We start from the raw sequence: 24,459 nt of genomic DNA, 5'->3' as shown, positions 1-24,459 counted from the left end.
CCAGAACGGCGCATCAGCACTCGATGACGCTGACCGCAAGGCCGCCGCGCGAGGTTTCCTTGTACTTGTCGTGCATGTCGGCGCCGGTGTCGCGCATGGTGCGGATCACCTGGTCGAGGGAGATGAAGTGCTCGCCATCGCCGCGCAGGGCCATCTGCACGGCGTTGATCGCCTTCACCGCGGCGATGGCGTTGCGCTCGATGCACGGCACCTGGACCAGGCCGCCGACCGGGTCGCAGGTCAGCCCGAGGTTGTGCTCCAGGGCGATCTCGGCGGCATTTTCCAACTGCGCGGGCGTCGCGCCCAGCACTTCGGCCAGGCCCGCCGCGGCCATGGCGCAGGCCGAACCGACCTCGCCCTGGCAACCGACCTCGGCGCCGGAGATCGAGGCGTTCTTCTTGCACAGGATGCCCACCGCCGCCGCGCCGAGGAAGAAGTCCACCACGTTGGATTCGTCCACCACATCGGAGAAACGCATGTAGTAGTGCAGCACCGCCGGAATGATCCCGGCCGCGCCGTTGGTGGGCGCGGTGACCATGCGCCCGCCGGCGGCGTTCTCCTCGTTGACCGCCAGGGCGTAGAGGTTGACCCATTCCATGGCGCTCATGGTCGAGCCGATCACATTGGGCTTGCCCAGCTCTTGCAGGCTGCGGTGCAGGCGGGCGGCGCGACGGCGCACATTCAACCCGCCAGGCAAGATGCCCTCGTGCTTGAGGCCGTTGTTCACGCACTCCTGCATGGCATTCCAGAGCCTGATCAGGCCGGCGCGGATCTCTGCTTCGTTGCGCCAGACCTTCTCGTTGACCAGCATCAATTGCGACACGCTCAGGTCGTTTTGCCTGCACAGCTGCAGCAGTTCGGCCGCGCTGTTGAAGTCATAGGGCAGCACGGTCTGGTCGGCGTCCAGCACGCCACTGGCGGCCTGGCCGGCATCGACCACGAAGCCGCCGCCCACCGAGTAGTAAGTGTCGCGGTGCAGCTCGCCGCCCTCGCCTTCGGCGATCAGGGTCATGGCGTTGGGGTGATACGGCAGGTTCTCGTCCAGCAGCAGCATGTCGCGGCCCCAGACAAACTCGATGGGCAAGCGATTGTCGAGCTTGAGCACGCGGGTTTCGCGCAGGTCGGCGATGCGTGGGGTGATCTGGCTGGGGTCGATGGCGTCGGGCCATTCGCCCATCAGGCCCATGATCGTGGCGTTGTCGGTGCCGTGGCCGACGCCGGTGGCCGACAGCGAGCCATACAGCCGCACCTCGATGCGCCGAACCCGCTCCAGCTCGCCGCGTTCGCGCAGCCCCTGGACGAACAGCGCGCCGGCGCGCATGGGGCCGACGGTGTGTGAGCTGGAAGGCCCGACACCGATCTTGAACAGGTCGAACACGCTGATGGCCATTGTCGCATCACCTCTTGATGGGCTTGTCTCGCAGCGCCGAACACCGCCTTGCGCAACTGCTAGGCTGAAAGCTCGAGCCGCCTTGGAATGCTCGCATCATCGGGCTTTTGCCCACCCCCTCGCCGTCTGCAACCGACGTACTTTTGTCCAGCAGCGCCGCCACTGCACCGGCCCTGCGTGCGCCGTTTTCCAGCGCCGGGACGCCGCAAAAACCGAGGTCGGGGGGTGGAAAAATCCAGTTGCGACATCGTCCGTACTGGATGCGACCCGTCCTGTACTGGATACGACGCCACCAGTAGGCGATTGCCGAACGCTGGAGGATTATCGAAAGCGACTCGTATTGCACGGCCTCGCATCCTGCCCTCTGCAGGCCTGGTCGACCGGAGCCCTGAGAACGCCCGGCGACCCACGCGAACCCGAAGATAAAATCACAGGAGTCCATCCATGAAAGGTTCACCCTCGCTGTTGCTGGTCGCGTTGCTGTCCGCTCCGCTGCTGGCCCAGGCCGCCGAACCCGAGCAGTGTCAAACGGTGCGTTTCTCGGATGTCGGCTGGACCGATATCACGGTCACCACCGCGACCACCAGCGTCGTGCTCCAAGCCCTGGGCTACAAGACCCACACCACCATGATCTCGGTACCGGTGACCTACAAGTCGCTGGCCACCGGCAAGGACCTGGACGTGTTTCTCGGCAACTGGATGCCGACCATGGAGAACGACATCAAGCAGTACCGCGACGCCGGCACTGTCGAGACCGTGCGCGCCAACCTGGAGAACGCCAAGTACACCCTGGCCGTGCCCCAGGCCCTGTATGACAAGGGTCTGAAGGACTTCGCCGACCTGCCCAAGTTCAAGCAGGACCTCAAGGGCAAGATCTACGGCATCGAACCGGGCAACGACGGCAACCGCACCATCCAGAAGATGATCGACGACAACGCCTTCGGCCTGAAGGACGCCGGTTTCCAGATCGTGCAGTCCAGCGAGGCCGGCATGCTCGCCCAGGTCGACCGGGCGCAGAAGCGCGACGAGGCGATCGTGTTCCTCGGTTGGGAACCACACCCGATGAACACCCGCTTCAAGATGCAGTACCTGACCGGCGGGGACGCCTATTTCGGTCCCGATTTCGGCAAGGCCACCGTGCTCACCAACACCCGCAAGGGCTATGCGCAGGAATGCGCCAACGTCGGCCAGCTGCTGAAGAACCTGTCGTTCGAGCTCAAGGATGAAAGCACCATGATGGGCTATGTCCTGGACGACAAGATGAAACCCGAGGCGGCGGCCAAGAAGTGGCTCAAGGACAACCCCGGCAAGCTGGATGCCTGGCTGGCCGGCGTAAGCACCGTGGACGGCAAACCCGGCCTCGAGGCGGCCAAGGCCAAACTGACGCAATAACGCAAGACGCAATGGCAACACCGCGGGGCGGGACCGTGCCCGCCCCGGACTGATTTCAATCTTTGCAGGTGGAAGCTCGCTATCATGCTTATCGATCAGAAAATACCCCTGGGGCAGTACATCGCCTCATTCGTCGAATGGTTGACCCAGAACGGCGCCAGCTATTTCGACGCCATCGCCGCAGGCCTGGAATTCATGATCCATGGGGTCACCAGCGCCCTGACCTGGTTCAACCCGTTCGTACTCATCGCCCTGTTCGCCGCCCTCGCGCACCTGATCCAGCGCAAGTGGGCGCTCACCGTCTTCGTCGCCCTGTCGTTCCTGCTCATCCTCAACCTGGGCTACTGGCAGGAAACCATGGAAACCCTGGCGCAGGTCACCTTCGCCACGGTGGTGTGCGTTGTCATCGGCGTGCCGCTGGGCATCCTCGCCGCGCACAAGCCGATGTTCTATACCGCCATGCGCCCGGTGCTGGACCTGATGCAGACCGTGCCCACCTTCGTCTACCTGATCCCAACCCTGACCCTGTTTGGCCTGGGCGTGGTACCGGGGCTGATCTCTACCGTGGTGTTCGCCATCGCCGCGCCTATCCGCCTCACCTACCTGGGCATCTGCGATGTGCCGCAAGAGCTGATGGACGCGGGCAAGGCGTTTGGCTGCTCGCGCCGCCAGCTGCTCACCCGCATCGAACTGCCGCACGCCATGCCAAGCATCGCTGCCGGCGTCACCCAGTGCATCATGCTGTCGCTGTCGATGGTGGTAATCGCCGCCCTGGTCGGCGCTGACGGCCTGGGCAAACCTGTGGTCAACGCACTGAACACCGCTGATATCTCCCTGGGCTTCGAAGCGGGCCTGGCGATCGTGCTGCTGGCGATCATGCTCGACCGTATCTGCAAGCAACCGGAACTGCCGGTAAGGGGTGAGGCATGAGCATCATTCGTTTCGAAGACGTCGACGTCATCTTCTCCAGCAAGCCGCGCGAAGCGCTTTCCCTGCTCGACCAGGGCAAGACACGCGAGCAGATCCTCAAGCAGACGGGCCTTGTGGTCGGCGTCGAGAAGGCCAACCTGGACATCAACAAGGGCGAGATCTGCGTGCTGATGGGCCTGTCGGGCTCGGGCAAATCCAGCCTGCTGCGCTGCATCAACGGCCTCAACACCGTGAGCCGCGGCAAACTGTTCGTCGAGCACGAAGGCAAGCACATCGACATCGCCCACTGCACCCCGGCGGAACTTAAGATGATGCGCACCAAGCGCATCGCCATGGTGTTCCAGAAGTTCGCCCTGATGCCCTGGCTGACGGTGCGCGAGAACATCAGTTTCGGCCTGGAGATGCAGGGCCGCCCGGAGAAGGAACGGCGCAAGCTGGTCGACGAAAAGCTCGAGCTGGTAGGCCTGACCCAATGGCGCAACAAGAAGCCGGACGAACTCTCCGGCGGCATGCAGCAGCGCGTGGGCCTGGCCCGGGCGCTGGCGATGGATGCCGACATCCTGCTGATGGACGAGCCGTTCTCGGCCCTCGACCCGCTGATTCGCCAGGGCCTGCAGGACGAGTTGCTGGCCCTGCAGAGCAAGCTGAGCAAGACCATCGTGTTCGTCAGCCACGACCTCGACGAGGCGCTGAAGCTGGGCAGCCGCATCGCAATCATGAAGGACGGGCGGATCATCCAGTACAGCAAGCCGGAAGACATCGTGCTCAACCCGGCCGACGAGTATGTGCGCACCTTCGTCGCCCACACCAACCCGCTCAACGTGCTGTGCGGTCGCAGCCTGATGCGCAGCCTGGACCAGTGCAGGCGGGTCAACGGCTCGGTGTGCCTGGACCCGGGGATCGACTCCTGGCTGGACCTTGGCGAAGGCAATTCGATCAAGCGCGCACGCCAGGGCCAGAACGGGCTGGACATGCAGAACTGGGCACCGGGGCAGGATGTGGAGCTGCTGGAGCGCAGACCGACCGTGGTGCACGCCGATATCGGCATGCGCGAGGCGCTGCGGATTCGCTACCAGACCGGCAACAAGCTGGTGCTGCAGGATAACGACAAGGTGGTGGGGATTCTGGGGGATACCGAGCTGTATCACGCGTTGCTCGGCAAGAATCACGGGTGATGGCATTGGGGCCGCGTTGCGGCCCCAATCATGCGTTTTAGCATGGCTGATCAGCAACCTCACCTAACACTTTTGCCAGTTGTTGCCAAAAGCCAAACGCAAGTTTACTAGTTCCTCACATCAGTGAGGACTCAACATGAATCTCATATACCGTAGACTTGTACTTCTGACCACAAGCTACTTGCTCACTACAGCCTGCACCTCGCAAACGCACACCACCGACATTCAAAAACCGTTATTCCAGATACAACCAGAAATCTACACTACCGCAAAAAAAACAAATTCACCCTACCTGCAAAAAATAATTGAAGACCCGGCCAATCAAGAAATTCAAGAAGTAACGATTAACACTGCACTCGTTAGTGAAGATTCCAACACCATAAGCCTTCCTCTACAAAATGGTAAAACAATTACTTTTACAAGAAGACCTTCCTACCAATTTGGAAGGGGCATGGTTGGCTGGGTGGGCGGCATACCATCAGATAAAAGAAAAAAATCCACCACAACAACTGAAATAGAATGGGATCCTCTCAACTGGATCTCTATTATGAAGGATGGGACACAGATAGCTGCAAGCATTTTCATCGACGGCAAGCCTTATCGTTTAGAACCTATCTCCGCCAACAAACATGTACTGTTCCACATTGATGAATCAAAGCAACCCCTGGACCAAGACTTAACATCTCCCGCAGAACTAGCAACTGCCAGGATGTGGCCAAAGAGCCAACCGGCCTCAACACATAGTTATATAAGACTTCTATTCGCAACAACCAGGCAATCGCGCGCAGCCCATCCAAACAGCCGCCTTCTGCTGACTGAACAATTACAAAATGTAAATACGATAATTCAAAATAGCGGCGTAGCAATAACATTTGAACTTGCTGGATTTGTGGATCCCGACTATGACGAGTCAGGTAAGAAATTCGGTGAAATCCTCAACGACCTGACTTACCGTATCGAGGAAGTCAAGCAACAGCGTGATGAGCTTTCAGCTGATCTGGTGTCAATGCTGGTCGTTAACAGGGAACTGTGCGGCGCAGGGAAGCACGGCCCTAGCAAACGATACGGCTTCAGTGCCATCCGATGCCTATCCTCACTGGCTCACGAGATCGGCCACAACTTCGGGATGTATCACAACTGGGAGGGAGGCGAACCTAAAGACCCACCCTACGTGAACGGCTACCGATATACAGGTTCCCCTCGATTCAGAACACAAATGTCTTATGATTGCTCGGGGGATACATGCCCAAAAATCCCCTTTTATTCAAATCCAAATTTGACTTACAGTGGCATTCCAATTGGCACAGCGAGTCACCACAATGTCGCCCGAGGCCTTAATGAGCGCAGGGAAGTAATAGAGAATATCTACCCTCCTCCTACTCCCCCAGAGTACCCGAACATCGTACTTACCTTGAATGATGGCTCAAATAATTGTTCAATCGTCGCCAGGAGAAGTGAAGACTGGGCCATGATTAATTGGACGCCTGAATGCAAAGAAGAGAAAATAAATCCGACAAGTGCAAGAATATCCAAGTGGTCTAATGCTGGAACCTTGTGCTTCAGCAACCTGCTCAATACAACGAAATTCTGCTATTCCGGAACCTACAGCGGTGACTTCAACATCAGTAATATTTACACAGGTGTTGGCCTACCTGCAGGCATAACTTTCCAAAAGACCGGTTTAGGAACGCCTGCTCTTGTTCGATACATGTATAAGTAGCCAACCTGGCTTTGCCATGTGCTTTTGGAGCCGCACGCGGCTCCAAAATTTTTATCTGACCACAATCCCACGCGAAGCCATATAGGCCTTGGCCTCCGGCACCGTGTACTCGCCAAAGTGGAAGATACTGGCCGCCAGCACCGCGCTGGCATGCCCTTGCAGAATCCCGTCGGCCAGGTGTTGCAGGTTGCCCACACCACCCGAGGCAATCACCGGAATCCCCAGCGCATCGCTGATCGCCCGGGTAACCCCCAGGTCGAAGCCGTTCTTCATGCCATCCTGGTCCATGCTGGTCAGCAGGATCTCGCCGGCACCCAGCCCTTCCATCTTCTTCGCCCACTCGACGGCATCCAGCCCGGTCGGCTTGCGCCCACCGTGGGTGAAGATTTCCCAGCGCGGCGTTTCACCGGGCCCGGACACTTTCTTGGCATCGATGGCGACAACGATGCACTGCGAACCGAAACGGTCCGCCGCCTCGCCGACGAACTCCGGGTTGAACACCGCGGCGGTGTTGATCGAGACCTTGTCGGCACCGGCGTTGAGCAGGTTGCGGATGTCCTGCACAGTGCGCACGCCGCCGCCGACGGTCAGCGGGATGAACACCTGGCTGGCCATGCGCTCGACGGTATGCAGGGTGGTGTCACGGCCATCGACGCTGGCGGTGATATCCAGGAAGGTGATCTCGTCCGCGCCCTGCTCGTTGTAGCGGCGGGCGATCTCCACCGGGTCGCCGGCATCGCGGATGTTCTCGAACTTGACGCCCTTGACCACCCGGCCGTTATCCACGTCCAGGCAAGGGATGATGCGCTTGGCCAATGCCATGGTAGTTCCTCAGCCTTGGTAGTTGTCGCAGAAGGCCTGGGCCTCGGCGACGTCGAGGGTGCCTTCGTAGATCGCGCGGCCGGTGATGGCGCCGATGATGCCAGGGGCTTTCGCGTCCAGCAGGGCCTTGATGTCACCCAGGTTGTGGATGCCACCGGAGGCGATTACCGGAATGCGGGTGGCTTCGGCCAGGGCCTTGGTGAACGGCACGTTGCAGCCCTGCATCATGCCGTCCTTGGCGATGTCGGTGTAGACGATCGACGACACGCCATCAGCCTCGAAACGCTTGGCCAGGTCGATGACCTGCACCGAGCTCACTTCGGCCCAGCCGTCGGTGGCGACGAAGCCGTCCTTGGCATCCAGGCCGACGATGACCTTGCCCGGGAAGGCCTTGCAGGCTTCGGCGACGAACTCGGGCTGCTTGACCGCCTTGGTGCCGATGATCACGTGGCTGACGCCGGCCTTGACGTAGTGCTCGATGGTTTCCAGCGAGCGGATGCCGCCGCCGATCTGGATCGGCAGGTTCGGGTAGCGCCGGGCGATGGCGGTGACCACCTCACCATTGACCGGCTGGCCTTCGAAGGCGCCGTTCAGATCGACCAGGTGCAGGCGACGGCAGCCACCCTCGACCCATTTGGCGGCCATGCTCACCGGGTCGTCGGAGAATACGGTGGAGTCTTCCATGCGGCCTTGGCGCAGGCGTACGCAGGCACCGTCCTTGAGATCGATAGCGGGGATAATCAGCATCTTGGCAACCTGTCTTGTTCGTTGGGTTCAGGGCTTCTCGAGCGCCCACAGGTCGCTTTCGATGCTCTCGAACCGCTCCTTGAGGTGCAGCTGAACATCGGCAATCGCCCTGTTGTAGTAATGGGGTGCAATTTCCTTGCTGAACAGCTCGAGGACCTCGGCCACCTCGAACGACCCCAGCTGCAGCTCGAAGCGGTCTTCGAGGAAGCGCTTGAGCGTGTCGAGCGCGTCGCGCTCCTGCTCCGGGGCCAGCGTGATGACGGGGGCCTTGGTCTTCGATCGGCTCATTTACCAGCGCCCGTCCCAGGCGACGAAGTTCTGCAGCAGCTGCAGGCCATGGGTATGGCTCTTCTCCGGGTGGAACTGCACGGCAAAGCGTGAGCCATCGGCCAGCGCGGCGGCGAAATCGACGCCATAGTGGCCGCGACCGACCACCTGGCCTGGCTTGCCGGCGTTGATGTAGTAGCTGTGCACGAAGTAGAAACGCGCCCGGTCGGGGATGTCGTGCCACAACGGGTGGTCATTGGTCTGGCCGACCTCGTTCCAGCCCATGTGCGGCACCTTCAGGTGCTCGCCGTCTTCCTTCAGGTCTTTACCGAAGAAGCGTACCTGGCCTGGGAACAGGCCGATGCAGTCGACGCCTTCGTTCTCTTCGCTGTGGTCGAGCAGCGCCTGCATGCCGACACAGATGCCGAGGAACGGGCGATCCTGGCTGACCTCGCGGACCAGGCTGTCGAAGCCCAGGCGGCGGATCTCGGCCATGCAGTCGCGGATCGCGCCGACGCCGGGAAACACCACGCGGTCGGCCTCACGAATCACCGCGGCGTCGCTGGTCACCAGCACCTTGCCGGCGCCCACGTGCTCCAGTGCCTTGGCCACCGAGTGCAGGTTGCCCATGCCATAGTCGATTACGGCTACCGTCTGCATTTACAGGCACCCTTTGGTGGACGGCATCTGCCCGGCCATGCGCTCGTCGAGGGTAACGGCCATGCGCAGCGCGCGGCCGAAGGCCTTGAACACGGTCTCGATCTGGTGGTGGGTGTTGTGGCCACGCAGGTTGTCGATGTGCAGGGTCACCAGGGCGTGGTTGACGAAGCCCTGGAAGAACTCCTGGAACAGGTCGACATCGAAGCCGCCGACGGTGGCGCGGGTGTAGGGCACATGCATCTGCAGGCCCGGCCGGCCAGAGAAATCGATGACCACGCGCGACAGCGCTTCGTCCAGCGGCACATAGGCATGGCCGTAGCGGAAGATGCCTTTCTTGTCGCCAATGGCCTGGGCGAACGCCATGCCCAGGGTGATGCCGACGTCCTCGACGGTATGGTGATCGTCGATATGCAGGTCGCCCTTGCACTCGATGTCCAGGTCGATCAGCCCATGTCGGGCGATCTGGTCGAGCATGTGTTCAAGGAAAGGCACGCCGATTTCAAATCGGGCCTTGCCGCTGCCATCGAGGTTGATCGAGCACTTGACCTGGGTTTCCAGGGTATTGCGCTCGACGGAAGCCTTACGTTCGACCATCACCAGCTCCGCAAAATCATTGGGCGAAAAGGGCTCCATTATAGGCCCAGAATGCGCCGGCTTGAAACGCGGATGACATATGGCAAGGCTAGTAATTACGGGGGCGGGACGGGTCTACAGGTCTATACAACCGAGCCCTGGGGCTGCGTTGCAGCCCTTTCGCGGCACAAGGCCGCTCCTACAATGGCACCGCGCACCTCTGTAGGAGCGGCCTTGTGCCGCGAAAGGGGCGCAAGGCGCCCCCGACGATCTCAATCAGTGAAACAGTACCGCCGTCTTCTGCAAGGTGATCCAAACCCCCCAGCCCAGCGGAATCACCACCACCGCCCAGGCCAGCAGCACCAATGGCAGACTGCCCGGCACCGCATGCCACTCCAGCGAGCGTGCCGAATCGACACCTTTGTCATGGCTCAGCGCCCGCTCGGCAGCCAGTTCGGCATCGGTCATGAAGTACTTGTCCGCCACCGGCCGCACCAGCATGTTGCAGATGAAGCCCAGCACCAGCAGGCCGGCGAGGATGTACAGGGTCATGTCGTAGGCCGCGGCCCGCTCCACCCCCGCCGCCAGCTGCGCCTCGCGCAGGTAGGTGATCAGTACAGGACCGAGCACGCCGGCCGCCGCCCAGGCAGTCAGCAGGCGACCATGGATGGCGCCGACCATCTGCGTGCCGAACAGGTCGGCCAGGTACGCCGGCACGGTGGCGAAGCCGCCGCCATACATCGACAGGATGATGCAGAACGCCGCCACGAACAGCGCCACGTTGCCGATGTGCCCCATGTTCGGCACCAGGCTGTAGAGGCCCACGCCCAGGGCGAAGAAGGCGAAGTAGGTGTTCTTGCGGCCGATGTAGTCGGAGAACGACGCCCAGAAGAAGCGTCCGCCGATGTTGAACAGGCTCAAAAGGCCGGTGAAGCCGGCGGCAATGGCGGCAATCTGCGCCAGTTGCGCGGCGTTCAGCTCGCTGAAGGTCAACTCGTTGCCCAGCAGCTTGCCGGCGAACACTTCCTGCAGCAGCGGCGAGGCCATGCCGAGAATGCCGATACCGGCCGACACGTTCAGGCACAGCACCAACCACACCAAGGCAAATTGCGGGGTCTTCCAGGCCACGCTGACGTGCACGTGACGGTCGGTGACCATGGCGTTGGCCTTCTTCGCCGGCGGCGTCCAGCCCTCAGGCTTCCAGCCGGTCGGCGGCACGCGGTAGGCCAGGGCGCCAGCGGTCATGAACACGAAGTAGATCGCGGCCATGGCGACGAAGCTCTGCCATACGCCCACTTCGGTCGGGCTGGAGAAATGGCCCATCAGCGCGGTGGCCAGCGGCGCGCCCACCATGGCACCCCCGCCAAAGCCCATGATCGCCATGCCGGTGGCCATGCCGCGCTTGTCCGGGAACCACTTGATCAGCGTCGACACCGGCGAGATGTAGCCCAGCCCCAGGCCGATCCCGCCGATCACCCCCGAGCCCAGCCACATCAGCCACAGCTGGTGGGTCTTCACGCCGATCGCCGAGATCAGCAGGCCGCCGCACCAGCACAGTGCCGATACCAGGCCGGCCTTGCGCGGGCCGGCGTGTTCCAGCCAGCCGCCGAGCACTGCGGCCGAGCAGCCGAGGAACACGAAGAACAGGGTGTAGATCCAGCTGAGCATGGAAATCGGCCAGTCGCACTCGGCGCTGAACAGACGGGCGATGAAGCCCATGTCGGCGGCGCATGCCACTGGCGCGCTGACACCCAGGGCCTGGGACAGCGGCAACCAGAACACCGAGAAGCCATAGGCCATGCCAATGCACAGGTGGATCGCCAGGGCCGCCGGCGGCACCAGCCAGCGGTTGAAGCCCGGGCGGGCGATGATGCGCTCCTTCGACAGGAAGCCCGGCGCGCTTGCCGCCGCCCCCGCCGTGATACTGCTGTTCATGGATTGTTCCTTTTGTAGGTGGGCTGTGCGCGTGGACGGCTCTGCTTTGGCTGCACGCAAGGCAGCCCGGCCGCTTGGGCTGGCACCCCGCGACAATGGGTCGCGGGGGCTCCACGGGCGGGCGCAAGATTACCAGCAGGGGGTGACATGAAAGCAATCTGATATCGTGTTTTTTTCGCTAGCTGAATCGGTATTTCGTGTATTCAGGTGAGGTTGTGTCGCCTGTTCGGGCCTCATCGCGGGGCAAGCCCGCTCCCACGCAAGTCCATGCCGCTCTCGGTCATGCGTGGGAGCGGGCTTGCCCCGCGATGAGGCCCGAGCAGGCAATAAATGAACTGTCGCCATTGCCACTGTCGAAATGTCGGATACGCAGAGCCAAGTGCCACGGCGCTATACTCGCCGCTGAATTTCTAAATCGGACTACAAGGACTCGCCCATGAAAGCGTTCGGCAAAATCCTGGGGCTGGGGCTTCTCGGGTTGTTGCTGATCATCGTGGCGCTGGGCTTCGCCCTGAGCCACCTCTTCGATCCCAACGACTACAAAGACGAAATCCGCAAGCTGGCCCGCGACAAGGCCCATGTGGAGCTGACCCTCAACGGCGACATCGGCTGGAGCCTGTTCCCCTGGCTGGGCCTGGAGCTGCACGAGGCGAGCATCGCCACGCTGAACAACCCCAAGGTGCCGTTCGCCGACCTGCAGATGCTCGGCTTGTCGGTGCGCGTGCTGCCGCTGCTGCGCCGCGAAGTGCAGATGAGCGATGTGCGGGTCGAAGGCCTCAACCTGACCCTGACCCGCGACGCCAATGGTCACGGCAACTGGGAAGACATCGGCAAGCCACTGCCGCAGCCGACCGTCGCCGGCGCACCTGCCAGCACGCCCGCCGAGGCGTCGGACACCGTACCCGCCAAACCAGAGGCCAGCGAACGTTCGGTCAAGCTTGATATCGACAGCCTGACCGTCAACAACGCCCGCGTGCTCTACACCGACGAGAAGGCCGGGCAGACCTACGGCGCCGAAAGCATCCAGCTGAGCACCGGCCCCGTGCACGAAGGCGCGAACATCGCGCTAAAGGCCAGCGCCTTCCTCAGTGCCAGCCAGCCGAACATCAAGGCGCGCACCGAGCTGACCGGCGAGCTGCGCTTCGACCGCAAGCTCAAGCGCTACAACCTGGAAGACATGCGCCTGTCCGGCGAGACCTCGGGCGAGCCGCTGGCCGGCAAGACCCTGACCTTCGTCGCCCAAGGGCAGGTGCTGGTCGACCTGGCGGCCAATGTCGCGTCCTGGAGCGGCCTGAAGGTCTCGGCCAACCAGCTGCGCGCCCTGGGCGAGCTGAACGTGCGTGATCTGGACAAGGCCCCGCAGGTCAGCGGCGGCCTGTCCATCGCCCAGTTCGACCTGCGCACCTTCCTCGACGGCATCGGCCACCCGCTGCGGGCCACCGCCGACCCGGCGGCGTTCAAGAAACTGGAGCTGGTCACCCGCCTGCAGGGCACGCAGAGCAGCCTGGCCCTGGAAGACCTGGCAGTGAAGCTGGACGACAGCACCTTCACCGGCCGTGTCGCCGTGGACGATTTCGCCAAGCAAGCGTTGCGTGTGCGCCTCAAAGCCGACACGTTCAACGCCGATCGCTACCTGCCGGCCAAAAGCGAAGAGGCCAAGGGCGCCACGGCGGCACGCCAGGCCGAGGTCAAGCAGCAGGAGGCCACCGCCGTCGCTGGCGCGGGCACCACACCGCTGCCCGACGCACCGACCCAGGTGGCCTGGAGCAACGACAAGCTGTTGCCGGTCGACCGCCTGCGCGCCCTGGACCTGCAGGCCGACCTGTCGTTCGGCGCGCTGACCCTGGACAAACTGCCGATCAGCGACGCACAGCTGACCGCCAGCGGCCAGGCCGGCCTGGTCACCCTGCAGACCCTGCGCGGCGGCCTGTACAACGGCACCTTCGAGGCCAAGGGCACTGTCGATGTGCGCCCCGCCGTGCCGCAGATCGGCGTGAACACCAAGATCAATCGCGTGCCGGTGGAGCACTTCATCAAGCGCGAAAGCCCGGACCAGGCGCCGCCGGTCAAGGGCCTGCTGACCCTGAACAGCGACCTCACCGCCACCGGCAACAGCCAGAAGGCCCTGGTCGATACGCTCAACGGCAACGCCAGCTTCACCATCAACGACGGCGTGCTGGTCAACGCCAACCTGGAACAGCAACTGTGCCAGGCCATCGCCACCCTCAACCGCAAGCAGCTCAGCGGCGAACAGCGGGGCAAGGACACACCGTTCCAGGAGCTGCGCGGCAGCCTGGTGGTGCGTAACGGCGTGGCCAGCAACCCGGACCTCAAGGCGCGCATCCCGGGCCTGACCGTCAACGGCCATGGCGACCTCGACCTGCGCGTACTGGGCATGGACTACAACGTCGGCGTGATCGTCGAGGGCGACCAGCGCGCCATGCCCGACCCGGCTTGCCAGGTCAACGAGCGCTTTACCGGCGTCGAAGTGCCGCTGCGCTGCCGTGGCCCGCTGGAGCTGGGCGCCAAGGCCTGTCGCCTGGACCAGGACGGCCTGGGCAAGGTCGCCGCGAAGCTGGCCGGCAACCGCCTGAAGGACAAGATCGATGAAAAACTCGAAGAGAAACTCGGAGACAAAGTGAGCCCGGAACTCAAAGATGCGCTCAAGGGGCTGTTCAAACGATGAGCCCCCAGCAGTTCTCCAGCGCCGTGCTGGACTGGTACGACCAGCACGGCCGCCACGACCTGCCCTGGCAACAGGGCATCAACCCGTATCGGGTGTGGGTCTCCGAAATCATGCTGCAGCAGACGCAAGTCAGCACCGTGCTCAACTACTTCGACCGTTTCATGCAGGCCCTGCCGACCGTGCAGGCCCTGGCCGAGGCGCCGGAGGACGAGGTGCTGCACCTGTGGACGGGCCTGGGCTACTACACCCGCGCCCGTAACCTGCAAAAAGCCGCGAAGATCGTCGTCGAGCAGCATGGCGGCGAGTTCCCGCGCAGCGTCGAGCAACTCACCGAATTGCCCGGCATCGGGCGCTCCACGGCAGGCGCCATCGCCAGTATCAGCATGGGCATCCGCGCGCCGATCCTCGACGGCAACGTCAAGCGCGTGCTGGCCCGCTTTACCGCGCAGGCAGGCTACCCCGGCGAGCCGAAAGTAGCCAACCAGCTATGGGCCACCGCCGAGCGCTTCACACCGATGACCCGGGTCAACCACTTCACCCAGGCGATGATGGACATGGGCGCCACGCTGTGCACCCGCAGCAAGCCCAGTTGCCTGATCTGCCCGTTGCAGCGCGGCTGCGAAGCCCACCTGCACGGCGAGGAGACCCGCTATCCCGAGCCCAAGCCGCGCAAGGCCCTGCCCCAGCGCAAGACCCTGATGCCGCTGCTGACCAACCACGAAGGCGCGATCCTGCTCTATCGCCGGCCCTCCACCGGCCTGTGGGGCGGCCTGTGGAGCCTGCCGGAGCTGGACAGCCTGGAACAGCTCGACGACCTCGCCTACCAGCACGGCCTGCGCCTGAGCGCCAGCCAGGCCCTGGACGGCCTGACCCACACCTTCAGCCATTTCCAGCTGGCCATCGAACCCTGGCTGGTGCGTGTCGAGCCCGTCGGCTCGCACGTGGCCGAGCCCGACTGGCTCTGGTATAACCTCGCCACCCCGCCGCGCCTGGGCCTCGCCGCCCCGGTCAAGAAGCTGCTGCAACGCGCGGCCGACGAATTGATTGCAGGAGAGAAGCCATGACCCGCACCGTGAAGTGCCGCAAGTACAACGAAGAACTCCCCGGCCTGGACCGCCCGCCCTATCCGGGCGCCAAGGGCCAGGACATCTTCGAAAACATCTCGCAGAAGGCCTGGAAGGAGTGGCAGGACCACCAGACCATGCTGATCAACGAGAAGCGCCTGAACATGATGAATGCCGAGGACCGCAAATTCATCCAGGCCGAGATGGACAAGTTCTTCGCCGGTGAGGATTACGCCCAGGCCGAAGGCTACGTTCCGCCCTCGAATTGACCCACGAATCGTAAGCGACGGAATTAATTTAAATTTTTTAGAAAAAAGTCGTTGACGGCCTCTGAGAAAATCTATTTAATTCACCCCGTCGCCCAGATAGCTCAGTCGGTAGAGCAGAGGATTGAAAATCCTCGTGTCGGCGGTTCGACTCCGTCTCTGGGCACCACCTTCAAGCTTCTGGTGGTTGCAAAGTTACCCGAAGCGACACAAAAAACCCGCCTAGTGCGGGTTTTTTGTTGTCTTCAGTTTTACCCCAGGAATCCTTCGCCCCTGGTTGATCGATATCAAAATGCCTCCCTTCGCGCCTGCATAGGATGGAAGGTGGACATTCGACCGACCCCCGCAAGGACCTCCATGAGCGAAGAATCCGCCACCCTCCTCCTGCCAGCGCCCGCCGAGGCCGACAGCAGCCCCAAGCCAGCCCCTCGCCCTCGTCGCCCACGCCAGCGCAAGCCGGCCACCAGCACCGCCGCGCAAGAGACCATCACCCAGGTCAGCCAGCAGCCCGCCGCCCTGGAAGTGGCCAATGCCCGCAAAGGCAGCAACGAAGACAGCACCTCGGCCCGCCTGCCGGCCAACTACCCCTATCGCACGCGCATGCGCCGCCAGGACTACGAGAAGGCCAAGCATGACCTGCAGATCGAGCTGCTCAAGGTGCAGAACTGGGTGAAGGAAACCGGCCAGCGCATCGTCGTGCTGTTCGAGGGCCGTGACGCCGCCGGCAAGGGCGGCACCATCAAGCGCTTCATGGAGCACCTGAACCCGCGCGGCGCGCGCATCGTTGCACTGGAGAAGCCCTCCGAGCAGGAGAAGGGCCAGTGGTACTTCCAGCGCTATGTCCAGCACCTGCCCACGGCCGGTGAAATGGTGTTCTTTGACCGCTCCTGGTACAACCGCGCCGGGGTCGAGAAGGTCATGGACTTCTGCTCGCCCCTGCAATACCTGGAGTTCATGCGTCAGGCGCCGGATCTGGAGCGCATGCTGTGCAACAGCGGCATCCTGCTGTTCAAGTTCTGGTTCTCGGTGAACCGCGAGGAGCAGTTGCGCCGCTTCATCTCCCGTCGTGACGATCCACTCAAGCACTGGAAGCTGTCGCCCATCGACATCAAGTCGCTGGACAAGTGGGAGGACTACACCGCGGCCAAGGAAGCGATGTTCTTCCATACCGACACCGCTGACGCGCCATGGACGGTGATCAAGTCGGACGACAAGAAGCGGGCGCGGATCAACTGCATTCGCCACTTCCTGCATTCGCTGGATTATCCGGGCAAGGACCACAGCGTGGCGCATGCGCCGGATCCGCTGCTGGTCGGACGGGCTTCGCGGGGGTTCGAGGAGGATGAGCCGGCGGTGCTGGCAGGCTGAATCGCTGGGGCTGCTGCGCAGCCCTTTCGCGGCGCAAGGCCGCTCCTACAAATCATACGCGCCCCCTGTAGGAGCGGCCTTGTGCCGCGAAAGGGGCGCAAAGCGCCCCCTGCATTCAAACGTCTATATCCACCTCGCCCAAGTGCCCACCATACGGTCCGAAACTGCGCTCGACCATCTGCCGCCGCCCCTGGTCATCGACGATCAGCACCGTGCTCGCCCGCGTCCCATAGTTCTGGCTGGCGATGAACACGCTCGACAGCAGCCTTTCGGTGGCCAGCCCCACGCCGGTCTCCGGCAACTCGCCGTCCGGCGCGGGCTGCGCATCGCCCAGCAGGGCCAATAGCCGTTGCGGATCGGCGGCCTCAAGCAACCCCTCAAGCCCACTGCGCGCCTTGACCAGCTTCGGCCACGGCGTATCCAGCCCGGCATTCGACAGCCCGTAGACACCAGGCTCCAGCAAGCGCGGCGCGGCCTCGCGGGCATGCAGATAGCCCAGCCGCCCGCCATCGCCCACCAACAGGTTGAACCCCGAGTACTGCTCGCTGCGGCTGGCCACCTGGTCCAGGTAGGCCTCGACCCCCAGTTCGCCCTGCAGGTACGCCGCCACCAGCTCGCCCCGTGAGCGCGGCCCCGGTGGCTGGCGCGGGTCGCGGATGTTGGTCAGCGCGGCGAAGCGCCCGTTCGGCCCCACGCCAAGCCAGGTTCCGCCAGCCTCCAGGTCGCGTCCGGCATGCACGCCTGGGGCATCCTCCCAGGCGGCCAGGGCCTGGGTTGGCCGGGCATAGAACTCGTCGCGGTTGGCTGCGACGATCAGCGGCCGGGCCGTCCCCGGCCGCCAGGCGAATACGATCAGGCACATAGGTTGTCCCCTGTGTTTTCGGCCACTCTACCCGCGCCGCCGACCGCTATCCATCATCTGACACAGAGTTCACTAGAGCGCCGGGCTTGGCTTCCGTTACCATGCCGGATTGTTTTCCACTGGGGCCACGAATGGAATTCGCTCTCTATCTGCTGTTGGGCGCCTGCGCCGGGGTGCTGGCCGGGCTGTTCGGCGTCGGTGGCGGCATCATCATCGTGCCAGTGCTGGTGTTCAGCTTCACCCTGCAGGGCTTTGACCCTTCGGTGCTGACCCACCTGGCGGTCGGCACGTCGCTGGCGACCATCGTCTTCACCTCGATCAATGCCGTGCGCGAGCACCAGCGCAAGGGCGCGGTGCAATGGCCGATCTTCGCCTGGATGACCGTGGGCATCCTGCTCGGCGCGCTGGTCGGGGCCAAGACCGCCTCGCTGATCCAGGGTCCGATGCTGCAGAAGATCATCGGCGTGTTCGCCCTGGTGATCGCCGCGCAGATGGCCCTGGACCTCAAGCCCAAGGCCAGCCGCGGCATCCCCGGAAAGCCTGGGTTGACCGCCGCCGGCGGGGTGATCGGCTGGGCCTCGGCGATCTTCGGCATCGGTGGCGGTTCGCTGACCGTGCCGTTCCTCACCTGGCGCAGCCTGCCCATGCAGCAGGCGGTGGCCACCTCGTCGGCCTGCGGCCTGCCGATCGCCCTGGCCAGTGCCCTGGGCTTCATCTGGCTGGGCTGGCACGAGGAACACCTGCCGGCCCACAGCCTGGGCTACGTCTACCTTCCGGCGCTGGTCGGCATCGCGGCCACCAGTATGTTCTTCGCCCGCTACGGCGCGCGTCTGGCGCACAAGCTGTCGCCGCGTGTGCTCAAGCGCCTGTTCGCCGCGCTGCTGTTCTGCGTCGGACTCAGCTTCCTTATCTGAACCTAGAGGAAAGACAATGCTGCCTTACCCGCAGATCGACCCGGTGGCCGTGGCCCTCGGTCCACTGAAAATCCACTGGTACGGCCTGATGTACCTGATCGGCATCGGCGGCGCCTGGCTGCTGGCCTCGCGCCGGTTGAACCGCTTCGACCCGACCTGGAGCCGCGAGAAACTCTCCGACCTGGTGTTCTGGCTGTCGATGGGGGTGATCGTCGGCGGGCGCCTGGGCTACGTGCTGTTCTACGATCTGCACCAGTACCTGGCCAACCCGACCTTGATCTTCGAAGTGTGGAAAGGCGGCATGTCGTTCCACGGCGGTTTCATCGGCGTGATGCTGGCCGCGCTGTGGTTCGGCAAGCGCAACAACAAGTCGTTCTTCGAGCTGATGGACTTCGTCGCGCCGCTGGTGCCGATCGGCCTGGGCGCCGGGCGTATCGGCAACTTCATCAACGCCGAACTGTGGGGCAAGGCCACCGACGTGCCGTGGGCAATGGTGTTCCCGCCGTTCAGCGACCCGGCCCAGCTGCCGCGTCACCCGTCGCAGCTGTATCAGTTCGCCCTCGAAGGTGTGGCATTATTTGTCATCCTTTGGCTGTACTCGCGCAAGCCGCGCCCGACCATGGCCGTTTCCGGCATGTTCGCGCTGTTCTACGGCATCTTCCGCTTCATCGTGGAGTTCGTGCGGGTACCCGACGCCCAGCTGGGCTACATCGCCTTCGGCTGGTTGACCATGGGTCAGTTGCTCTGCGTGCCGATGGTCGTCGGCGGCATCTTCCTGATCTGGTGGGCCTACAACCGTAAACCGTCGGCCAAGGCCACCGTCTGATTTCCACGGCAGGGGTGATTCCCTGCCGTTTTTGCTACAGGTAAGCCATGAAACAGTATCTAGATCTGGTCCGTGACGTCATCGACAACGGCACGCTGCAGGAAAACCGCACCGGCATCCGCACCATCAGCCTGCCGGGCGCCATGCTCAAGTTCGACCTGCAGAAAGGCTTCCCGGCCATCACCACGCGCAAGCTGGCGTTCAAGTCGGCGATCGGCGAGATGGTGGGCTTTTTGCGCGGCGTGAAGAACGCCGGCGAGTTCCGCGAGCTGGGCTGCAAGGTCTGGGACCAGAACGCCAACGAGAACGCCCAGTGGCTGGCCAACCCGTTCCGCCAGGGCCATGACGACCTCGGCGAGATCTACGGCGTGCAGTGGCGCCAGTGGCCGGGCTACAAGCGCATCCCGCTGAGCAACCCGGCAGCCATCGAGATGGCCGAGCAGGCAGGTTTTCGCCGCATCGCCCAAGACGAAGAGGACGGCCAGGCGTTCGTCATCCTGTACAAGGCCATCGACCAGGTGCGCCAGTGCCTGGACACCATCGCCAACGACCCGGGCAGCCGCCGCATCCTGTTCCACGGCTGGAACTGCGCCCAACTGGATGAAATGGCCCTGCCGCCGTGCCACCTGCTGTACCAGTTCCACCCGAATGTCGAGACCAAGGAAATTTCCCTGACCCTCTACATCCGCTCCAATGACCTGGGCCTGGGCACGCCTTTCAACCTCACCGAAGGCGCGGCGCTGCTGTCGCTGTTCGGCCGCCTGACCGGCTACACCCCGCGCTGGTTCACCTACTTCATCGGCGACGCCCATGTGTACGAGAACCACCTGGACATGCTGGGCGAGCAGATGAAGCGCGAACCGCTGGCGGCACCGAAGCTGGTGATCAGCGACCGCGTGCCGGCATTTGCCGAAACCGGCAGGTACGAGCCGGAGTGGCTGGAGAAGATCGAGCCGAGCGACTTCTGGCTGGAAGGTTATGAACACCATGCGCCGATGACGGCGCCGATGGCGGTCTGACAGATCTTCATCGCCTGAGCTGACGCAATCGCGGGGCAAGCCCGCTCCCACGCAGGTTATACACAGCCGGCGTGGGAGCGGGCTTGCCCCGCGATGCTTTTGGCATCAATGCCCGTGACTGCGCCCCACATGGGAATGCTCTATCTCCGGCACCGTCACCGCCCCATTGGTTTCCAGCTGCTGCAGAATCGCGCACTCCGCCCCCTGCGCATTGCATTGCTGGCGCAACTCCACCAGTTGCGCCTGCAGCGCCACCAGCCCGTCGATCCTCGCCTGCACATGCTCGATGTGCGCGTCGATCAGCGCATTGACGCTGCCGCATGAGCCGTCGGGGCTGTCGCGCAGGCCCAACAGGCTGCGGATTTCATCGAGAGTCATGTCCAGGGTGCGGCAGTTGCGGATGAAGGTCAGCCGTTCGACATGGGCCTGGGTGTAGAGCCGATAGTTGCCGTCGCTGCGGGCGGGCTCGGGCAGTAGTTGCTCGCGTTCGTAATAGCGGATGGTCTCCACGGCGCAGTCGGTGGCCTTGGCCAGTTCTCCGATCTTCATGGTAAATCTCCGGCAGAGGGCTTGACCCTATAGTGGCTACAGGGTGTTCACTTGGCAACAACCCACTCTGCGGATAACTGCAGAGGCCAGTGCTCAGTTAAGGATGATTCCATGAACCAGCCTGTCAGCCCCGACCACAAGCATGGCCACGCGCATGGCCACGAGCCCCACGCCCACAGCTGCTGCTCCAGCAAGGCTGCCCCGGCCCTGGTGCAGCTGACCGAAAAGGCCAGCGCCCAGGCGCAGCTCAGCCGCTTTCGCATCGAGGCCATGGACTGCCCTACCGAACAGACGCTGATCCAGGACAAGCTGGGCAAGCTGGCCGGCATCGAGCAACTGGAGTTCAACCTGATCAACCGCGTGCTCGGCGTGCGCCACACGCTGGCCGGCACCGCCGAGATCGAGCGGGCCATCGACAGCCTGGGCATGAAGGCCGAGCCGCTGGCCGCCGAGGACGACGGCAGCGCCGTTGCGCCGCAGGCAGCCAAGACCCGCTGGTGGCCGCTGGCCTTGTCGGGTATCGCGGCGATCGCCGCAGAAATCGTGCACTTCTCCGGCAAGGCGCCGGAGTGGGTGGTTGCCGCCCTGGCATTGGCGGCGATCCTCGGCTGCGGCCTGGGCACCTACAAGAAGGGCTGGATCGCCCTGAAGAACCGCAACCTCAACATCAATGCCCTGATGAGCATCGCCGTGACCGGCGCCGTGCTGATCGGCCAGTGGCCGGAAGCGGCCATGGTCATGGTGCTGTTCACCATCGCCGAGCTGATCGAGGCGCGTTCGCTGGATCGTGCGCGCAATGCCATCGGCGGCTTGATGCAACTGGCGCCGGACCTGGCCACCGTGCAACAGGCTGACGGCCAGTGGCGCGAGCTCGACGTGCGCGAGGTGCCGATCGGTGCCCTGGTGCGGGTACGGCCGGGCGAGCGTATCGGCCTGGATGGCGAGGTGGTCAGTGGCCAGTCCAGCGTCGACCAGGCGCCGATCACCGGCGAGAGCCTGCCGGTCGAGAAGGCTGTGGGCGACAAACTGTTCGCCGGCACCATCAACCAGGCCGGCGCGCTGGAGTACCGTGTCACCGCCGCCGCCGGCCAGTCGACCCTGGCGCGGATCATCAAGGCGGTCGAGGAGGCGCAGGGCGCCCGTGCGCCGACCCAGCGCTTCGTCGACCAGTTCTCGCGCATCTACACCCCGGTGGTGTTCGCCGTGGCCCTGGCCGTGGCGGTGATCCCACCGCTGTTCATGGCCGGCGCCTGGTTCGACTGGATCTACCGCGCCCTGGTGCTGCTGGTGGTGGCCTGCCCGTGCGCGCTGGTGATCTCGACCCCGGTGACCATCGTCAGCGGCCTGGCCGCGGCGGCGCGCAAGGGCATCCTGATCAAGGGTGGCGTGTACCTCGAAGGCGGGCGCAAGCTGGACTTCATCGCCCTGGACAAGACCGGCACCATCACCCACGGCAAGCCGGTGCAGACCGACAGCAAGGTCCTCGACCCGCTGTTCGAAGGTCGGGCCCAGGCCCTGGCCGCCAGCCTGGCTGCCCGCTCCGACCATCCGGTGTCCGGTGCCATCGCCCTGTTCGCCAAGGACCAGGGCCTGGCCTTGAGCGAGGTCAGCGAGTTCGCCGCCCTGGCCGGTCGCGGTGTGCGCGGTGATATCGAGGGCCAGACCTACCACCTGGGCAACCATCGTCTGGTGGAAGAGCTTGGCCTGTGCTCCCCGCAGCTCGAGGCGCAATTGGATGTGCTGGAGCGCCAGGGCAAGACCGTGGTGCTGTTGCTCGACCGCTCCGGCCCGCTGGCGCTGTTCGCCGTGGCCGATACGGTCAAGGACAGCAGCCGCCAGGCCATCGCCGAACTGCACGCGCTAGGCATCAAGACTGTCATGCTGACCGGCGACAATCCCCACACCGCCCAGGCCATCGCCGCCCAGGTGGGGATCGATCGCGCCGAGGGCAACCTGCTGCCGGCGGACAAGCTGGCCAGCATCGAGCGCCTGTACGGCGAGGGCCACCGGGTCGGCATGGTCGGAGACGGCATCAACGACGCACCGGCCCTGGCCCGTGCCGAAATCGGCTTCGCCATGGCCGCCGCCGGCACCGACACCGCCATCGAGACCGCCGACGTGGCGCTGATGGATGATGACTTGCGCAAAATCCCGGCGTTCGTCAGGCTGTCGCGCCAAAGCGCGGCGATCCTCACCCAGAACATCGTCCTGGCCCTGGGGATCAAGGCGATCTTCCTGGCGATCACCTTTGCCGGCATGGCCACCATGTGGATGGCGGTGTTCGCCGACATGGGCGTGAGCCTGCTGGTGGTATTCAACGGCTTGCGCCTGCTGCGCAAATAGGCGCCCGCAGCGCAGAACAGAGGTTATCCACAATGCTGAGCGCCGAGCTCAAAGCCTTCTACATGGTGGCCCGCCTGGGCAGCATCACCCTGGCGGCGAAGAAGCTCGGGCTCAGCCAGCCGACGGTGACCACGCAGATCCGCAATCTCGAGGGTCAGTACAACGTCGAGCTGTTCTACCGCGGAGGCCGGCGCCTGGTGCTGAGCGAGGAAGGCGTGCGCCTGCTGCCGATGGTCAAGGCACTGCTGCAGCAGGAGGCCGACATCGAATTCGAGCTGCGCAACAGCGGCCAGGCCCAGGGCAGCCTGCGCATTGCCGCCACGGCGCCCTACTACATCCTCGACCTGGTGAAGATCTTCCGCGAGCGCCTGCCCCAGGTGGAGGTGGCGGTGGAGATCGGCAACTCGCAGCAGGTGCTGGAGATGCTCGAGGATTACCGGGTGGATATCGCCGCGTCCTCGCAACTGCTCGACGATGCACGCCTGGTGCGCCGGGTGCTGGGCACCGACCCGCTGGTGGTGGCGGTGCACCGCAATCATCCGCTGGCCCAGCGTCAGGCGGTGTCCATCGACGTGGTGGCCGGGCATTGCCTGCTGATGCGCGAGCAGGGCTCGACCACGCGCAAGCTGACCGAGCAGATGATGCAGGAGGCCAACGTGAAGGCTGGAGCGCAACTAGAGATCGGCAGCCGCGAATCAATACGCGAGGCGGTGCTACGCAACATCGGCATCAGCATCATTGCCCGCCACGAGGTGCCGCATAACCCGGAGCTACGGGTGCTGGTGCTGGAGGATGCGCCGGTGATGCACGAGTACCTGTATTGCCTGAAGGAGCGGCGCCAGGCGCGGTTGCCGGCGGCTTTTCTGGGCGTGGCGCAGGAAGTGGTTGGCTCGCAGTTCTGAAACGGCCTGCAATGACCTCATCGCCGGCAAGCTGGCCTGCCGGCGATGG

The 24,459-nt window shown here is 63.7% G+C and carries 22 protein-coding genes and 1 tRNA gene; 14 read left to right on the top strand and 9 right to left on the bottom strand.

From position 1 onward, the window contains the following. Positions 1-13 precede the first annotated feature (13 nt). Entirely contained in the window at positions 14-1,390 is a 1,377-nt protein-coding gene (locus POF53_RS00500; RefSeq protein ID WP_232855018.1) for an L-serine ammonia-lyase, read from the bottom strand. A 444-nt stretch (positions 1,391-1,834) separates the two neighbouring features. On the opposite strand from POF53_RS00500, the gene choX reads away from it, so the two are divergent. From choX to POF53_RS00480, 4 genes are all read left to right on the top strand, one after another. Further along, the gene (gene choX, locus POF53_RS00495) at positions 1,835-2,782 is read left to right on the top strand and encodes a choline ABC transporter substrate-binding protein (protein ID WP_232855017.1); all 948 of its coding nucleotides are present in this window, start codon (positions 1,835-1,837) and stop codon (positions 2,780-2,782) included. Between the two features lie 84 nt (positions 2,783-2,866). Beyond that, positions 2,867-3,712, top strand: a complete 846-nt coding sequence (gene choW, locus POF53_RS00490; RefSeq protein ID WP_269806675.1) for a choline ABC transporter permease subunit — start codon at positions 2,867-2,869, stop codon at positions 3,710-3,712. Next, positions 3,709-4,887, top strand: coding sequence for a choline ABC transporter ATP-binding protein (gene choV, locus POF53_RS00485; RefSeq protein WP_498965843.1), 1,179 nt, complete (start codon positions 3,709-3,711; stop codon positions 4,885-4,887). Before choW ends, choV begins: the two co-directional genes overlap by 4 nt. 136 nt (positions 4,888-5,023) lie before the next feature. Then, positions 5,024-6,607: a zinc-dependent metalloprotease family protein gene (locus POF53_RS00480; RefSeq protein WP_498965841.1), complete on the top strand. Its 1,584-nt coding sequence runs from the start codon at positions 5,024-5,026 to the stop codon at positions 6,605-6,607. A 51-nt stretch (positions 6,608-6,658) separates the two neighbouring features. On the opposite strand, the gene hisF is transcribed toward POF53_RS00480, so the two are convergent. The 6 genes from hisF to POF53_RS00450 all read right to left on the bottom strand — a co-directional run bounded on the left by hisF (position 6,659) and on the right by POF53_RS00450 (position 11,611). After that, positions 6,659-7,429: an imidazole glycerol phosphate synthase subunit HisF gene (gene hisF / locus POF53_RS00475; RefSeq protein ID WP_186521271.1), complete on the bottom strand. Its 771-nt coding sequence runs from the start codon at positions 7,427-7,429 to the stop codon at positions 6,659-6,661. A 9-nt stretch (positions 7,430-7,438) separates the two neighbouring features. Beyond that, positions 7,439-8,176, bottom strand: a complete 738-nt coding sequence (gene hisA, locus POF53_RS00470; protein ID WP_232855015.1) for a 1-(5-phosphoribosyl)-5-[(5-phosphoribosylamino)methylideneamino]imidazole-4-carboxamide isomerase — start codon at positions 8,174-8,176, stop codon at positions 7,439-7,441. Between the two features lie 27 nt (positions 8,177-8,203). Next, on the bottom strand, positions 8,204-8,464 hold the full coding sequence (locus POF53_RS00465) for a DUF2164 domain-containing protein (protein WP_016714500.1): 261 nt from the start codon (positions 8,462-8,464) through the stop codon (positions 8,204-8,206). Then, positions 8,465-9,103, bottom strand: a complete 639-nt coding sequence (hisH, locus tag POF53_RS00460; protein WP_203649682.1) for an imidazole glycerol phosphate synthase subunit HisH — start codon at positions 9,101-9,103, stop codon at positions 8,465-8,467. Beyond that, positions 9,104-9,697: an imidazoleglycerol-phosphate dehydratase HisB gene (gene hisB / locus POF53_RS00455; protein ID WP_028688464.1), complete on the bottom strand. Its 594-nt coding sequence runs from the start codon at positions 9,695-9,697 to the stop codon at positions 9,104-9,106. It lies immediately after the preceding gene. Positions 9,698-9,952: 255 nt separating this feature from the next. Beyond that, entirely contained in the window at positions 9,953-11,611 is a 1,659-nt protein-coding gene (locus tag POF53_RS00450; protein WP_498965837.1) for an OFA family MFS transporter, read from the bottom strand. Positions 11,612-12,047: 436 nt separating this feature from the next. On the opposite strand from POF53_RS00450, the gene POF53_RS00445 reads away from it, so the two are divergent. The 5 genes from POF53_RS00445 to ppk2 all read left to right on the top strand — a co-directional run bounded on the left by POF53_RS00445 (position 12,048) and on the right by ppk2 (position 16,995). Further along, positions 12,048-14,297 (top strand): AsmA family protein, encoded by a 2,250-nt coding sequence (locus POF53_RS00445; protein ID WP_498965835.1) that lies wholly within the window; start codon positions 12,048-12,050, stop codon positions 14,295-14,297. Continuing rightward, positions 14,294-15,361: an A/G-specific adenine glycosylase gene (mutY, locus tag POF53_RS00440; protein ID WP_232855013.1), complete on the top strand. Its 1,068-nt coding sequence runs from the start codon at positions 14,294-14,296 to the stop codon at positions 15,359-15,361. Before POF53_RS00445 ends, mutY begins: the two co-directional genes overlap by 4 nt. Further along, positions 15,358-15,630 (top strand): oxidative damage protection protein, encoded by a 273-nt coding sequence (locus tag POF53_RS00435; RefSeq protein ID WP_110734368.1) that lies wholly within the window; start codon positions 15,358-15,360, stop codon positions 15,628-15,630. The genes mutY and POF53_RS00435 overlap by 4 nt, the downstream gene beginning before the upstream one ends. A gap of 90 nt (positions 15,631-15,720) precedes the next feature. Continuing rightward, positions 15,721-15,796, top strand: a tRNA-Phe gene (locus POF53_RS00430). Between the two features lie 188 nt (positions 15,797-15,984). Next, entirely contained in the window at positions 15,985-16,995 is a 1,011-nt protein-coding gene (gene ppk2, locus POF53_RS00425; protein ID WP_254464427.1) for a polyphosphate kinase 2, read from the top strand. Between the two features lie 115 nt (positions 16,996-17,110). Here the strand turns inward: ppk2 and POF53_RS00420 are convergent, their stop codons facing one another. Continuing rightward, positions 17,111-17,857, bottom strand: coding sequence for an NRDE family protein (locus tag POF53_RS00420; RefSeq protein ID WP_232855011.1), 747 nt, complete (start codon positions 17,855-17,857; stop codon positions 17,111-17,113). Between the two features lie 131 nt (positions 17,858-17,988). Here POF53_RS00420 and POF53_RS00415 point away from each other — a divergent pair, with 131 nt between their 5' ends. From POF53_RS00415 to POF53_RS00405, 3 genes are read left to right on the top strand one after another with little or no spacing between them, the layout of a single operon-like run. Next, positions 17,989-18,771, top strand: coding sequence for a sulfite exporter TauE/SafE family protein (locus tag POF53_RS00415; RefSeq protein WP_050707397.1), 783 nt, complete (start codon positions 17,989-17,991; stop codon positions 18,769-18,771). A gap of 16 nt (positions 18,772-18,787) precedes the next feature. Next, positions 18,788-19,597 carry a prolipoprotein diacylglyceryl transferase gene (gene lgt / locus POF53_RS00410; RefSeq protein WP_186732418.1) on the top strand — a complete coding sequence of 270 codons (810 nt, stop codon included), beginning with the start codon at positions 18,788-18,790 and terminating at the stop codon, positions 19,595-19,597. A 47-nt stretch (positions 19,598-19,644) separates the two neighbouring features. After that, positions 19,645-20,616, top strand: coding sequence for a thymidylate synthase (locus tag POF53_RS00405; RefSeq protein WP_232855009.1), 972 nt, complete (start codon positions 19,645-19,647; stop codon positions 20,614-20,616). Positions 20,617-20,721: 105 nt separating this feature from the next. Here the strand turns inward: POF53_RS00405 and cadR are convergent, their stop codons facing one another. After that, complete coding sequence (gene cadR, locus POF53_RS00400) at positions 20,722-21,165, bottom strand: cadmium resistance transcriptional regulator CadR (RefSeq protein ID WP_475860017.1); 444 nt, start codon at positions 21,163-21,165, stop codon at positions 20,722-20,724. 51 nt (positions 21,166-21,216) lie between these two features. On the opposite strand from cadR, the gene POF53_RS00395 reads away from it, so the two are divergent. Together POF53_RS00395 and POF53_RS00390 are read left to right on the top strand one after the other, a co-directional pair. After that, entirely contained in the window at positions 21,217-23,508 is a 2,292-nt protein-coding gene (locus POF53_RS00395) for a heavy metal translocating P-type ATPase (protein WP_498965830.1), read from the top strand. Positions 23,509-23,540: 32 nt separating this feature from the next. Continuing rightward, complete coding sequence (locus POF53_RS00390) at positions 23,541-24,410, top strand: LysR family transcriptional regulator (protein WP_203649644.1); 870 nt, start codon at positions 23,541-23,543, stop codon at positions 24,408-24,410. Positions 24,411-24,459 lie beyond the last annotated feature (49 nt).

The organism is Mitsuaria sp. RG, assembly GCF_028369275.1.
Classification (GTDB): domain Bacteria; phylum Pseudomonadota; class Gammaproteobacteria; order Pseudomonadales; family Pseudomonadaceae; genus Aquipseudomonas; species Aquipseudomonas peradeniyensis.
The sequence above is the reverse complement of the archived record's forward strand: the minus strand, read 5'-3'. Positions and strand labels throughout refer to the sequence as shown.